The organism is Iamia sp. (genome assembly GCF_035575815.1).
Taxonomy (GTDB): domain Bacteria; phylum Actinomycetota; class Acidimicrobiia; order Acidimicrobiales; family Iamiaceae; genus Iamia.
Genome location: NZ_DATLXO010000098.1, coordinates 1 through 11,650 on the forward strand (window position 1 = coordinate 1; position 11,650 = coordinate 11,650).

At 70.0% G+C, this 11,650-nt stretch carries 19 protein-coding genes; 2 read left to right on the plus strand and 17 right to left on the minus strand.

Going from position 1 to position 11,650, the window contains the following annotated elements:
• Positions 1-93 precede the first annotated feature (93 nt).
• Complete coding sequence (locus tag VNL12_RS10475; protein WP_325594274.1) at positions 94-276, plus strand: hypothetical protein; 183 nt, start codon at positions 94-96, stop codon at positions 274-276.
• A gap of 4 nt (positions 277-280) precedes the next feature.
• Here VNL12_RS10475 and VNL12_RS10480 read toward each other — a convergent pair whose 3' ends face one another.
• From VNL12_RS10480 to VNL12_RS10490, 3 genes are all read right to left on the minus strand, one after another.
• Positions 281-418, minus strand: coding sequence for a hypothetical protein (locus VNL12_RS10480; RefSeq protein WP_325594276.1), 138 nt, complete (start codon positions 416-418; stop codon positions 281-283).
• Positions 419-537: 119 nt separating this feature from the next.
• A complete protein-coding gene (locus VNL12_RS10485) occupies positions 538-1,113 on the minus strand; it encodes a hypothetical protein (protein WP_325594278.1) in 576 nt (191 codons plus the stop codon).
• Between the two features lie 2 nt (positions 1,114-1,115).
• Positions 1,116-1,751: a hypothetical protein gene (locus VNL12_RS10490; protein ID WP_325594280.1), complete on the minus strand. Its 636-nt coding sequence runs from the start codon at positions 1,749-1,751 to the stop codon at positions 1,116-1,118.
• Positions 1,752-1,820: 69 nt separating this feature from the next.
• Between VNL12_RS10490 and VNL12_RS10495 the strand changes: the two genes are divergently transcribed.
• Positions 1,821-2,018 (plus strand): hypothetical protein, encoded by a 198-nt coding sequence (locus VNL12_RS10495; protein ID WP_325594282.1) that lies wholly within the window; start codon positions 1,821-1,823, stop codon positions 2,016-2,018.
• A 75-nt stretch (positions 2,019-2,093) separates the two neighbouring features.
• Here VNL12_RS10495 and VNL12_RS10500 read toward each other — a convergent pair whose 3' ends face one another.
• From VNL12_RS10500 to VNL12_RS10560, 14 genes are all read right to left on the minus strand, one after another.
• Positions 2,094-2,261 (minus strand): hypothetical protein, encoded by a 168-nt coding sequence (locus VNL12_RS10500; protein WP_325594284.1) that lies wholly within the window; start codon positions 2,259-2,261, stop codon positions 2,094-2,096.
• 10 nt (positions 2,262-2,271) lie between these two features.
• Entirely contained in the window at positions 2,272-2,670 is a 399-nt protein-coding gene (locus tag VNL12_RS10505) for a hypothetical protein (protein WP_325594286.1), read from the minus strand.
• Positions 2,671-2,695: 25 nt separating this feature from the next.
• Positions 2,696-2,866 (minus strand): HNH endonuclease, encoded by a 171-nt coding sequence (locus tag VNL12_RS20925; RefSeq protein WP_349257835.1) that lies wholly within the window; start codon positions 2,864-2,866, stop codon positions 2,696-2,698.
• A 633-nt stretch (positions 2,867-3,499) separates the two neighbouring features.
• A complete protein-coding gene (locus VNL12_RS10510; protein ID WP_325594288.1) occupies positions 3,500-3,874 on the minus strand; it encodes a hypothetical protein in 375 nt (124 codons plus the stop codon).
• Positions 3,864-4,271, minus strand: a complete 408-nt coding sequence (locus VNL12_RS10515) for a DUF6093 family protein (RefSeq protein WP_325594290.1) — start codon at positions 4,269-4,271, stop codon at positions 3,864-3,866. Before VNL12_RS10515 ends, VNL12_RS10510 begins: the two co-directional genes overlap by 11 nt.
• Positions 4,268-4,621: a hypothetical protein gene (locus tag VNL12_RS10520; protein ID WP_325594292.1), complete on the minus strand. Its 354-nt coding sequence runs from the start codon at positions 4,619-4,621 to the stop codon at positions 4,268-4,270. The genes VNL12_RS10515 and VNL12_RS10520 overlap by 4 nt, the downstream gene beginning before the upstream one ends.
• 17 nt (positions 4,622-4,638) lie before the next feature.
• A complete protein-coding gene (locus VNL12_RS10525; protein ID WP_325594294.1) occupies positions 4,639-4,917 on the minus strand; it encodes a hypothetical protein in 279 nt (92 codons plus the stop codon).
• Complete coding sequence (locus VNL12_RS10530; protein ID WP_325594295.1) at positions 4,917-5,924, minus strand: major capsid protein; 1,008 nt, start codon at positions 5,922-5,924, stop codon at positions 4,917-4,919. The genes VNL12_RS10525 and VNL12_RS10530 overlap by 1 nt, the downstream gene beginning before the upstream one ends.
• 17 nt (positions 5,925-5,941) lie before the next feature.
• Complete coding sequence (locus tag VNL12_RS10535; RefSeq protein WP_325594296.1) at positions 5,942-6,640, minus strand: hypothetical protein; 699 nt, start codon at positions 6,638-6,640, stop codon at positions 5,942-5,944.
• A 49-nt stretch (positions 6,641-6,689) separates the two neighbouring features.
• Positions 6,690-7,331, minus strand: coding sequence for a hypothetical protein (locus VNL12_RS10540; RefSeq protein ID WP_325594298.1), 642 nt, complete (start codon positions 7,329-7,331; stop codon positions 6,690-6,692).
• Positions 7,332-7,365: 34 nt separating this feature from the next.
• Positions 7,366-8,013 carry a hypothetical protein gene (locus VNL12_RS10545; RefSeq protein ID WP_325594300.1) on the minus strand — a complete coding sequence of 216 codons (648 nt, stop codon included), beginning with the start codon at positions 8,011-8,013 and terminating at the stop codon, positions 7,366-7,368.
• Positions 8,014-8,015: 2 nt separating this feature from the next.
• Positions 8,016-9,464 (minus strand): hypothetical protein, encoded by a 1,449-nt coding sequence (locus VNL12_RS10550; protein ID WP_325594302.1) that lies wholly within the window; start codon positions 9,462-9,464, stop codon positions 8,016-8,018.
• Between the two features lie 18 nt (positions 9,465-9,482).
• A complete protein-coding gene (locus VNL12_RS10555; RefSeq protein WP_325594304.1) occupies positions 9,483-11,117 on the minus strand; it encodes a hypothetical protein in 1,635 nt (544 codons plus the stop codon).
• The coding region (locus VNL12_RS10560) for a hypothetical protein (RefSeq protein ID WP_325594306.1) at positions 11,101-11,650 on the minus strand (550 nt) is incomplete at its 5' end. The genes VNL12_RS10555 and VNL12_RS10560, both read right to left, overlap by 17 nt.

Sequence of the window (11,650 nt, forward strand, 5' to 3'; positions counted from 1 at the left end):
CATCGCAGCCTGGTACTCGCCAATCTGCGCCCGGAGGCGCACGATCACGGAACGGTCAGCCACGGGCACCTCCTCGTGAGTAGCGTCAGCGCGATGAAGAACGCAGAGGACCAGGCGGCGGACACGTACATGGCGTCGCCGGTGACCGACAGCGACCGGCTCGAGGCGATCTTCGAGCAGGTCGCCTCGATCCGGAGGATCCTGACGTTCTGGTCCGCCTTCTACGGGATCTGCTTGGCTCTCGTCGCCCTGGCCTACTTCGTGGAGATCACCTGACCGGTCACCGGTCCACGTAGAAGAACAGGCCGTCGGGGTCGCCGCCGGCGTTCGTGTACTGCCGGGACTCCTTCGCCTTCGCGCTGCACACGTGGCAGTAGATGGCGTGCACGTCCCACTCGTCGGCGAGGTCCTCGTTCATGGACTCGGTCCGGTCGTGCCCGCACCCGCCGCAACGGCGTTGCTGCGCTTCCTGCCAGGCGAGGGCGGCCTCCCGGTCCTCAGGGAGCCACGCGGGCTCTTCTGGTCGGACGACTCGGCCTAGGAAGGCGCTGTGGGGGATTCCTCGGGGGGCTGCGTAGTCGACCTCGGCCCGGAAGCGAGGAGACTCACGGTACGACTCGGCTGCGCTTTTGGGCCGCTGAGGCCCCGGTTCACCTTGTGGCAGGCGACCCACAGGAGGGACCGCTGCCCCTCGGTGAGGGTGGACCACAACCAGTCGACGTCGTCCCCGGTGAGGGTGGGTGCGACGGCGCTGGCAGCGATCGCGGCCTGCGGGAACGTGTCGACGTTGTGGTCGAGGCCGGCCTTGCGCTGGTCCTCGGAGGGCGGGTGCTGGCGGATCAGGTCGGACCAGGCGGTCCCTGCGAGCCCTTCGAACGTGAACGTCGCCTTCGAGGCGGCGGATCGCTCGTAGAGCTCCTCGACCCGTCGCGCCATCTCGGGCGCCCGGTTCGCCTCGTTCGTGTCCTCGTCGGCTGCGGCCACAGCGGGGAGATCAGCCTCGAGACGTTCGATCTCGTCGAGCGCGCTGCCGTCGAGGTACACGGAGACCGTCTTGCGCGGCCGCGTGTACCGCTGCCGGATCTCCTCGACGGTGAGGACCTCGTCGGTCACGATCAGGCGGCGAGGGTGGCGTCGTCGAACACGGCGCCGGGGATGGCGCAGCGGGCGGTGAACATCTGCTTGGCGTTTTCCGCGATCGGGGCGTTCTCCCTGCTGATGACCTCCACGGGCCACACCTCCACCTTCTGCGCGGCGGTCGCAGCGACGGCGGACCCACCGAAGCGGCGGACGACGATGTAGCCCGCCGTGCCTCGCGGGAGCGTGACCCAGGCGGTGTCGTTGGCGGGGGTGTCGTCCCGGTTCAGCTTCAGCTCGATCGGGTCGCCGCCGAAGGTCCCAGCGGCCGTCTTGTTCTGCCGTGAAGAGGCGTCCGACACGTCGAGGGTGGATCCGCTGTTCGGGGTGGTCAGCCCGTCCCGGGTGAGGAACGGTGTCAGGTCGACGCCTGCGGTCACAGCTGCTGCTGAAGGTGCCGAGGGGGTGGCGAGAGTGGCGACGTACCAGACCCGGATCACCTCGGTGCTGCCGCGCCGGGCCATCCCGTGCTCGAGCGCGAGCCCGATCAGCAACTGGCGGGACAGGTCGGAGAGGGAGCGGGGGCGGCCGCCGGCGTCGAGGCCAGCGATGAACCAGGCGACGAGGGCGACCGCTGCGAGCAGCAGCAGCCATCCTGCGGTGGTGATGAGCATGCGGGTGCCTCCTCAGGCGTTGTGGTTGGGGGGATAGTCACGCCGCTGACGGCGTGGGATGATGAGCAAATGAGCGAGTTTCTTGCAGTGCGCGGCGACCCCGAGGTCATCTCGTGGCTGCGTGACCATGGGATGAACCCGGACGAGATCACTCCCTCCATCACGCTCCAGGAGGACGGCAGCCTTCTCTTGGAGCGCTACATGGGTCCCAAGACGCGGGCAACGGAAGCCGTCGAGGTCCGGCCGCTCCGTCCGTTCCCGTTCTGACGAGAGGCAGTCAGCCAGGCCGGGGGCGGGCCGTGCGGGGGCTGCTCGGGCCCGGCGGGCCGAGAGGGTGTGCTGCTAGCCGGCGGGCGCCGGCGGGGTGATGTTGTCGATGGCCGCCTTGTCGTCCTTGCCGACGGGCCGCCACCCGCTGTCGCGGCAGAGGATCTCGGCGAGGCCGGCGTGCACGAAGGCTTCGTTGTCGCCTTCGTTGAGCTTCGGGTGCTTGATGTGGACGAGGTCCATGGGTGCCTCCTCAGGCTGGGGTTGTGTGGATGCGGTAGATGTCAACGGCCTCGAAGATCGGCGGGCTCCTGTCGTCGTCACGCCGGACCGGCTGGGACGCCTCCAGCTCCGGCGGGTGAAGCCGTGAGCGGCCCGCAACTGTGACGATGCCCAACAGCGCAGCGGCCGCCTTGTCACGACCCCACTCCGCCTGATCCGCCGTCTCGCCTACGCACACCACGTGCATCGTCGGGGAGGCGTCAGCATGCGAACCTGACACCGGTCCGTCGAGGACGCTCAGCCCCCCGGCGTGGACCACCACGTAAGGCGGATCGACACCTGCCGGGGCGACCCCTCGGCCGACCTGGAGCCCCGCCGCCTCCAGTGCAGCAATGACACCAGCGGTGTGCGCCCGAGCACTCGGGATCATTCCAGGCCCTCGACAGCGGCGTTGGTCAGGCGCTGAGAACCAACGGGGCCCGACGGTGTGACGTTGCGAATGGCCATCGAGCCCCCTTCCGAGAGTTGCAGGACCGGCAAGATGGCCGGAGGTTGCTGAGCATGTGAGCTCCGCCCTTGCTGAGCGGCTTCACGTGGTCGATCGAGTCAGCCTCAACACCGCACATCCAGCAGCAGTAACCGAAGAAGGCCAGCCGATCATCGAGCTGCTGTTCAGTGAACGCAACGACCGGAGCATCTTGAAGTCGAGCGCGGCGGCGAGGTGCGTTCCTCGCCCAACCCGCTCGCAGCACTTCCCGACGAGCTTGTTCCCAGCGCTTGCGACGCTCTTTGACCCACTCAGGCGACCGTTCCTTCTCCTGGCGTTTCCACTTGCGGGAGTAGGCCCGACCGTGCTCCGATGTTCTCCACCTTCGCGATGCCGCACGCCGCTGGTCGCGACCAGGATCACGTTCGCCGACGAGGGATTTTGATGCACGGACGGCAGTACGCCGTCAGGCCATCCCGCCGGGCTTGGCTCACTCCAAAGAGCGCCACGGGGACAAAGTCGACACATCGAGGACACCACTTCAGGCTCGCGTCGGGCGGCTCTTTGAACCGCACGCCAACTGGGTCACCCTGACGCTTCCATCGCCAGTAGTGCGCTTGGCACCAGCCTCGAGCCTTGTGCTTCTTGCCGCATCCTGCGATTGAGCACACCCGCAACTCGCCGCAGGATACCTTCGGCACCGTCGGACCCTCCCGGGGTTCGGCCGCGGCCGGGGCCTGTTAGTGCAGGTGCCCGGCCAACTCGATTCCACTCAGAGGATATCACCGGCGATATCCCCAAGGGCCTTCACGAAACGAGGTCCTTCAAGGTCCAACGCTGGGCCTAGATGGGAGATGGGAGCGTTATTAGAACTCCCAAACTCGAGCAGATTTCCGAGCGCGCCCTGCGGACGGTCCTTGTCGGGGCCGATTACCGCTTCAACGTCACCGACGCGCACCGTCGTTTCATACGTGATCGAGCGGGGGTAGTGCGGAGCATGCCCGATCCCAGCGGAGAACCGTTGCGCGTCGCGCTTGATGTTGAGGGCGCCCCTCTGGATGATGGCGATGCCGCCGGCCTGCACCTTCACCGGTGCGCCGGCGAGGTCGGCGACGAGGGCGTCGAGCCCGTCCGCCTCAAGCATCATCGACGTCCTCCACGGTCATGCGCCGCACCAGCAGCGTCGACGAGTGGTGCACCTGCGTGACCCGCAGCTCGCGCCCGACGGCGTGCGTGTCGTCAGAGGCGGTGACGGTGGCGACGTCGTTCACCTCCGGGGACGTCGAGTCCCACGGGATCTCCAGGAGGTAGTCACGGAGCGACACCTCCTGCTCCCCTGCTTCGACATCACCGCTCGCGCCACCGGCCCGCTGCCGCAGCCGGCACCGTCCGCTGTAGACCGCCGTCCGGGCGGGGGTCGTGATCGCACCGGTGCCCTCGTTCATGGTGCCAGCGCCGGCGCCGGGTCGGCCGATGGTGCAGGTGTCGATCAGGAGCCGCTCGGTGGCCCGGCGGCCAGCCGAGAGGAGGCTGGTGAGGCTCACCAGGACCTCGAGTACGGCAATGACCCTGACCATGGGCCTGGGTTCAGGTTCGGGGTGACGGCGGCGAGGAGGTCGTCTCGTTCGGCCGTCGTCAGGTAGACGCCGCTGCGGCCGTCGTCGCGACGCCAGGTGTAGGAGTCCACCGTCTCGGACGTGTACCCGCCGGGGTTCCGCCACGCTCGAGCGGCGATCTCGAACCGGACCGCCTGGACCGCGAACGGCTCAGGGTCGAGGGGCCCTGTGTGCTCCTGGACGAGACCGTTGGCGACTGCGACGATGAGGTCGAGGGCGTACTCCTCGTCGGGGACCGGCTCCCGGAGGTAGGCGACGAGGTCGAGGCGGGTCAGCATCGTCTACCTCCGGGAGGTCAGCGGGCGTCGACAGTGGCGATGATCTCGTCGCGCTTGGCGTCGGCGGGGATGTCGAGGCCGAGACCGGTCGCGTACGCCGCCCACTCCTCGGTCCCCGAGCCGGTGCCGGCTCGGGGCGGCTCCCCGGCCGGCGGCTCGGTGCGGGCCCCGTCGGGCACGATCCCGCCCTCCCATGCGGCCGGGTTCGTGATCTGCCGGGCCACCTCTCCAGGAGGGGTGGAGCCCGCCTCGTAGGTGACGTCGTCAACGATGACCGTGTTGACCAGCGCCGCCATCAGACGAGGATCCCGGAGACGCACACGATCGCGTCGGTGTCCTGGATGACGGGGAGCCCGATCGCGGCGCCCTTCACGGCCCGCTGGACGGGGTTGTCCTGGCCGAGGGTGACGATCGTCAGGCCCGCCGCCTGGTCGGCGGTGAGGACCCGGCCCTCCACCTGCTGGACCGCCTCCTGGGTGACACCGAGCTCGGTGCGCCCGACCGGCACGTCCTCGGGGGGGAGGAACGTCATGGACCCCTCGGGGAACACCCGGGTGCGGGTGCCGTCCTGGTTGGTGAGGGTCCGGTCGTAGGTGACGATCTGGGGCAGGTTCCGGAGGGCGAGCTCCCCGGCGATGGTGGCCGCCCCGATCGGCTGCTGCGGGTACTTGGCGCGCAGCTTCGTCGCGATCACGCTGACGACCCGGCGGCTGGTGATGATGATCCCGGCGTCACTCCCGGCGGCGGCGCCGAACACGGTGTGGAACGCCTCCATCTCGGCGAACGGGTCACCGGTGTAGCCGGCGGCGTTCCACGCGACCGCGGGGGTGAGCTTCTGGCCGGCGGGAACCCCGAAGTCGACGGGACGGACGTTGCCGTCCTCCAGCTGGAGGCTGACGATCCCGGTGGAGAGCGCCTGGCCGCGCATCTGCTCGAACGTGTTGTCGACCACCTCCGCGACTCGGCGGGCAGCGTTCGCCACCGAGGGGGCCAGGTCGACGCTGATGCCCGCGAGGCGCCGGGCGATCGTCAGGTCCGTCTCGGTGATGTACTCGATGGGGGTGACGGCCGGGAGGTCACCCTTGACGTCGACCACGCCGGGACGACGGATCGGGGTGGCGGGGGCGTCGAGGGCCCGGACGGGGGCGGTCTGGTCGAGCCGCTGGGCTCGGCCGAGCCGGTAGGAGACGTCCTGCACGTTGACGACCGGCAGGAAGCGTCGGAGGGTGTTGCGGGCGTCCAGCTGCTCGCGGGCAGCCAGGATGACCGCCTGGAGGTCGGGGACAAGGTCACGGATCTGCATGATGTGGGCTCCTCAGCTCAGATGTAGACGACGGCGGTCAGGTCGACCTTGGCGGCGTCGTCCATCCCGCTGTTCGCGGGGAGGAGGCGACGGGTGACGGTCCCGGCGTGGAGAACGGCGAGGAGGTAGCGACCACCGGCCACCATCCGGGTCTCGTTGACCAGGTGGCCGGCGGCACGACCGAGGCCACCGGTGGTGACGTCGGCGCCGCCCGCGGTGGTGGTGGCGACCGTGACGGTCCCGGTGCCACCGGTCGGGGTGGGGGTCATCTGTGCGACGTCGGTGTCTGCGAGCGCACCTGCGAAGACCACCGTCCAAGGACCGCCCGCTCCGCCGGTGACGACCACGTCGCCGACGCCGATGTTGCTCAACGCCTCCAGTGCGGACTGGACCTGCGCCGCAGTGGCGGCCGCGGCGATCGCCGCGGTCGTCTGGCCGGAGAAGGTCAGGGTGAAGGACGTGAGCCCCGCACCTCCGACCGTGACGGTCTGCACCTCGTCGGTGGTGCCGCCGTAGGCGCCGCCGAGACCGAAGTTCGCGCCGGCGGCGCTCACGACGGCGATGAGCGCGCCGGAGGGCACGACGCCGTCCGGGTAGCGGGTGAGCATCAGGTCCCCGGAGATGAGGACGCCGTGGGTCTCGGCCTTGAGGAGGTCACGAGCCCAGAGCGGGCCCGTCTCTGCGTAGGTGGTGCGGGTGGGCGCGAAGTCGCTCACTGTGGTCCCTTTCGGTTGGTGGACTGCGGGAACGGCATCGCGCCGGGTGCTACTGGCCGGTCTTCATCAGCTCGAGCTGCGCCTTGACGCGGTCGTCGAGCGATCCGGTTGGGGCTCCGCCGCCACCCAGGGGGTGGCCTGGTGCGGGGCGGCGCCTGTCGTCCACGGCACGGCCGAGGTGCGGCTTGCGCTTGAGGAGGTCGTCGAGGGCGGCGGTGATCTTCGCCTGGTCGGGCTTGCCGGCCCCGTCGGTGAGGTCGGGGAGGTTGACCTGGGCGAGAGCGTCGGTCGGGTCGAGGAACAGGGGGGCGGCGGCCGTCGTGACCGTGTCCCTGATCGTTTCGGCTGCCTGGGCCGCCTCGCGCTGTGCGTCCCGGTCGAGGATGGGGCGGATGGCTTGGGCGATCCCCTCTTGGATCAGGGAGGCGATGTCGGGCGGGTCGCCAGGCTTCGTCTCCTTCGGCGGGGGCGGTGGCGGGGTGGCCGGCAGCACCACCGGCGGGCGGCGGGCGGCTGCGAGGGCCTGCTCGGCTGCGGTCGCGCGAGCTCGTTCCCGGACGATGGCGGCCTTGCCGGGGTCGCCGAGAGCGGCCCACTCGGCGTCGGTCACGCCGTCTGGGCGTTCCGGAGGGGGGACCGGCGGGGCGGGCGGTGCCGGAGGGACGGGAGGGTTGGGGGGGGTGTCGGACATCGCGTCTCCTTGAGTGGGTGATCCCGTCGCGGGATCAGGGGGCAACGACAGTCGGGGACTGCCGTCGGAACGCCTCGGCACGGCCAAGGACGGTGGGTTCGTGCGAGCACCTGCACGCCGGGTGCCGGTCGAAGCCTTCGTTGTCGCGGAACACTCGGCCGGCGAGGACGGCGCACCGTGAGCAGCACCGGCCGGACGTGACCCGCTGCCACCCGGTGATCTGCGGCTCGAGGCGGATCCCGTCGGCGAGGGTGGTGACGGCCGCCCGCCCGACGGTCTCTCGTGCGCCACGTAGAGCTGTCGCCGTTGCGGTGCGCATCGCCACCGTCCGCCCGGTGCCCTGCCCGAGGCGGTACAGCAAGGCGGGTCGGACGGTCCGGAGAAGGGACGGGTCGGGCGTCGCCTCCGGCACGATCGCCGAAGTGGGGGACGCGCCGGAGGCGACGAGGTAGGCGGACAGGTAGGCGACGGTGAGGGCGGATGCTCGTTCGCCGGCGGCGACCGTGATGGTGGTCGCACGTTCACGCCACCTCACCAGGCTGCGGGTCACCCCGGCAGGGCCAGCATCGAGGTCAACGTCGTCCAGGAGTGCGGCAACGGCGAGGGCGGTGGCGTCGCGCAGGTCGATGAGGCGGCGGCGGTACCCGTCCGTGGTGGCAGCAGCCGCTCGGGTCGGAGGCACCCTCAGACGGCGACGAGGCCGACTGACCCGCTGCCGAACCCGGCGCCAGCCTGCGCAGCCAACCCCTCGGCCATGAGTGCGACCCGCTCCTCCTCGGCTGCCGCCTCGGCGACAGCACGTGCGACGAGCTCCGGCTCCCACCCGAGGATCTTCTCTGCGGCGGCCCGAACCCCGATCCCGGAGGCGACCACCTTCTGGAACGAGTCGGTGGCCTGCGCCTCCACCCGAGTCTCCGGGTCCGCCCAGCGGGGCCGCAGCCGCGCCTTCGACGTCGGATCCTCGATCTGGAGGATGAGTCGGTGCACCCGACGCCACGCCTGCCCGAACGAGCCGTCACGCCCCATCGACAGGACTCGGCGCACCATCGGCGCCTCGTCCGTCTTCAACAGCTCCGCCGACATGTGGGTCTGCGGACCCACCCCGTAGTAGCTGCCCGGGACCGACGTCATCGCCCGCACCCGCTTGCTGCAGTGCTCACCCCACGACACGAACGAGGCCAAGCCGGCCGGCTCGAGCTGGCCGAACTTCGCCCCAACCTCCGTCGAGACGAACATGTGGTCGGCGCGCGGGTTGAACCCGATGATCGGCTTGCCGTTCGGACCCAGCATCGGGGTCTGCCCCGTCGGGTCAGCCGGGTCGCGAGGCACGGCGAGCCCGGTCGCCCACCGGATCGGGACAGCCCCGAAGTGACCGGCGAACACCATGAGCCCTTCGACTAGGTCAACGATGTCCACCAGGGTGGCGATCCTCTCGATCTCGCTGGTGGGCTCGGCCAGGAGGCGAGGCTGTCTGGCGAACTCGACGACCGGGACACCCGGGAGCTGCGTGGACGTTTCCTTGACGACAACCCAGCGGCTGAACACCTTCCGTCCGACCGGGTCGAGGATCGGGCTGGGACCCTGCTCCAAGTCGATGCTGCGGCCCGGGAGCTCGAGACGGGCGAACGGCTGGCCGGTCCACTCGTCGACCTTGACCTTCAACGCGGCGTCCACGTCGTACGGGGGTGCCTGCTCCCGGTGGACCGCCATCTGCTCCGGCGCCTCGATCCCCACGACCGCCCGCCCATCGGCGCCGCGCACGACCTGAGCGAACGAGCGGGCCTTGATGAACGTCTCCCGGTGCGCCTCCCGGTGCATCACGTCGAGGTCGTTGTCCTCCCACGCCTCCTGCACAAGCTGGACAGCGGCCGTGTCACCGTCGCCGGCGGCGACACCGGTGACCGTGAGCCGCTCGACCAAGGCGTCGATCCCGATCGCTGCCGTCCCCGTCCTCGGCGGCGACAACGTCGGGCTGATCGCATCGACCCGGTCCCCGTACACCTCCCGGTACTCGCGGGCGATGAACGGGAGAACATGGTCGTTCCGGTAACGGGCCTCGAACTGGGCGGCGTAGAGGCGCTGCTTCTCGATCTTCGCCTCGAGGTGGGCCACCCACTCGATCACGCTCGGCACGGCACCACCTCCCCAGTCCTAGAACCCGAACACCAGGGGCGGCGGACCCGCCACCGCTGTCCACCCGGCAGCCCGAGCGTCCGCAGCCGCCTCGTGCGCCAACACGTCCGCCATGGCAGCGTCAATCTTCTGGTGCTCGGTCGGCTTCGCCAGGATGTACTTGTCGCCCGGCTTCGCAACCTTCCGGGCGTTCGCCACATGAGCCGAAGTGATCGGGCACGAGTCGTGTGACGTGCGCCCCGGGACCAGCAGGTCGTTCACGAACCGGTTGAGGGCTGCGTACATCCGGTCGATCTTGTTCGTCGGCCACGGAACGAAGACGTCGTCGCCGTGCTCCAGCGCCCAGGTCCCGATCTCCGTCTGCCAGTCGCGAGGGTCGCAGTAAGCCCGCTTCACCCGGTAGCGGCGACACACCTCCTCCACCGCCGCGTTCACCTCGCCCCGAGGGATCTCACCGCCCCACTGCGCCGGGTCCCAGATCGTCGGGCGCCGGTCCGGCCCGTACCGAGGGGTGAACCGGTGACCATCGAACGTCTCCAGCCGGATCGCCGTGTGGTCGTTGTTGTCCGAGCCGTCGAAACCAGCGCACACCGGCGACCCCTCCGGGACCAGGTGCTCCTTCACCGTCCGCAGGTCCCACAGGCCGTCCTTCAGCCAGGTTCCCTTCCCGTGCACGACCCGGTTCCCGAAGAAGCGCTCCGCCTGCGCCGGGTCCTTCTCGATGAGCTCGGCGGCCTCGTTCTCGATCCCGTCGAGATCAACCCACCACGAACCCTGGTAGACGAACCGGTGGACCCTGGCCCGCTCCCGCTTGTCGCCGTACGACAGGTGCGCCGGCGGCTTCCGGTAGAAGCGGAACACGTCCTCCGCCAGCGCCTCGAAGGTGTCCTGCGCCGTCGACTCCTCAGCCGGATCCCAGCAGTTCGTCGTCTCCAACACCCGGCCGCCCATGCCCGCCGCGCCACGCCGTTGCGTCTGAGCCACGTCCTTCAGCTTGTTCGACTTCGTGTACAGCCCCGTCTCGTCCTGCACCACGAACGTCACCGGGTTCCCCAGGCGAGACGAAGCCGACGCCGTCACCACCTGGATCTCGCCGTCGTTCGGGAGGCGGATGAAGTCCCCACGGATCAGCATCCGCTCCGCCAGCGGCCCACCACGGATCATCGACTGGAGCGGCTTGTAGATGTTCCCGACCTGATCCTCCGACGTCGCCGTCAGCTGGATCAACGGCGTCGGCCAGGCGATCCCCTTCGGCTCCCCCACCTCGTAGTCGTACGACCAGCCGCAGCTGCACCCATGCTCAGCGCAGAGGTACCGCTCACCCTCCTCCGCCCACCCGCCGAACAAGGCCGGGCCGACCGCCTCGACGCAGACCATCGACGCCGCCCACGGGCCCTTGCCCGTCTTCTGCGGCGCGACCACCAGGGAACGCCGGTTCTGGAACGCCGGCGCCAGCACCGGCCGCTCCGGCACCCACACCGTCTCCGGCCGGACCCGGTAGTGGTTCACCGTGCACCACAGCTGCCAGTCAGCCAGCACGTAGCGGCGACCCTTGTGGAACCCGTCCGGGATGATGCAGTGCTGCTCGATCCAGGACGGGACCACCCACAACGTCGGGAAGTCGACGACGGGCTCCTCAGCCTCCGGAGCCACTCGCCACCACCCTCAGCCGGTCCCGGGGCGACGGCGTCGACGGCGGAGGCACAGGCACCTTCGCGCCCGCAGGAGCTGCAGCCGGGTGCGCCGGCGCCTCCTGGATCTTCCACTGGTTCTCGCGCAGCCCTGCCGGCGTCAGACCGATCTGGTCCGCCAGGCGGACCACCACCGACCCGACGGCCGCCGGCGCGTCAGGCTCCTCCATGCGCACCGTCCACCGCACCCACAGCGCCACCGTCCGATGACGCCACGGCTCCGTCGACCACGCCGCCGCCTGCGGAGTCCGCCACGCCTCCTTCCAGACCGTCCGCTCCCGGGCTGTCGCCGCCGACAGCGGCCACGCCGGGAGCCGACCCGTGTATCCACCACGAGGAAGCTCGCCGAAGCGGACCCCCAGAGCGTCCGAGCGAGCCGACTTCGGGTCCTTCTGCGGTCCGGACCGGTTGCGAGCACCACCATGAGGCATCGCGCCCCACCCCCTCCGGGCGTCGCGCCCAGAAATCTTGAACCCTCCGCACTTCTCAGCCCCC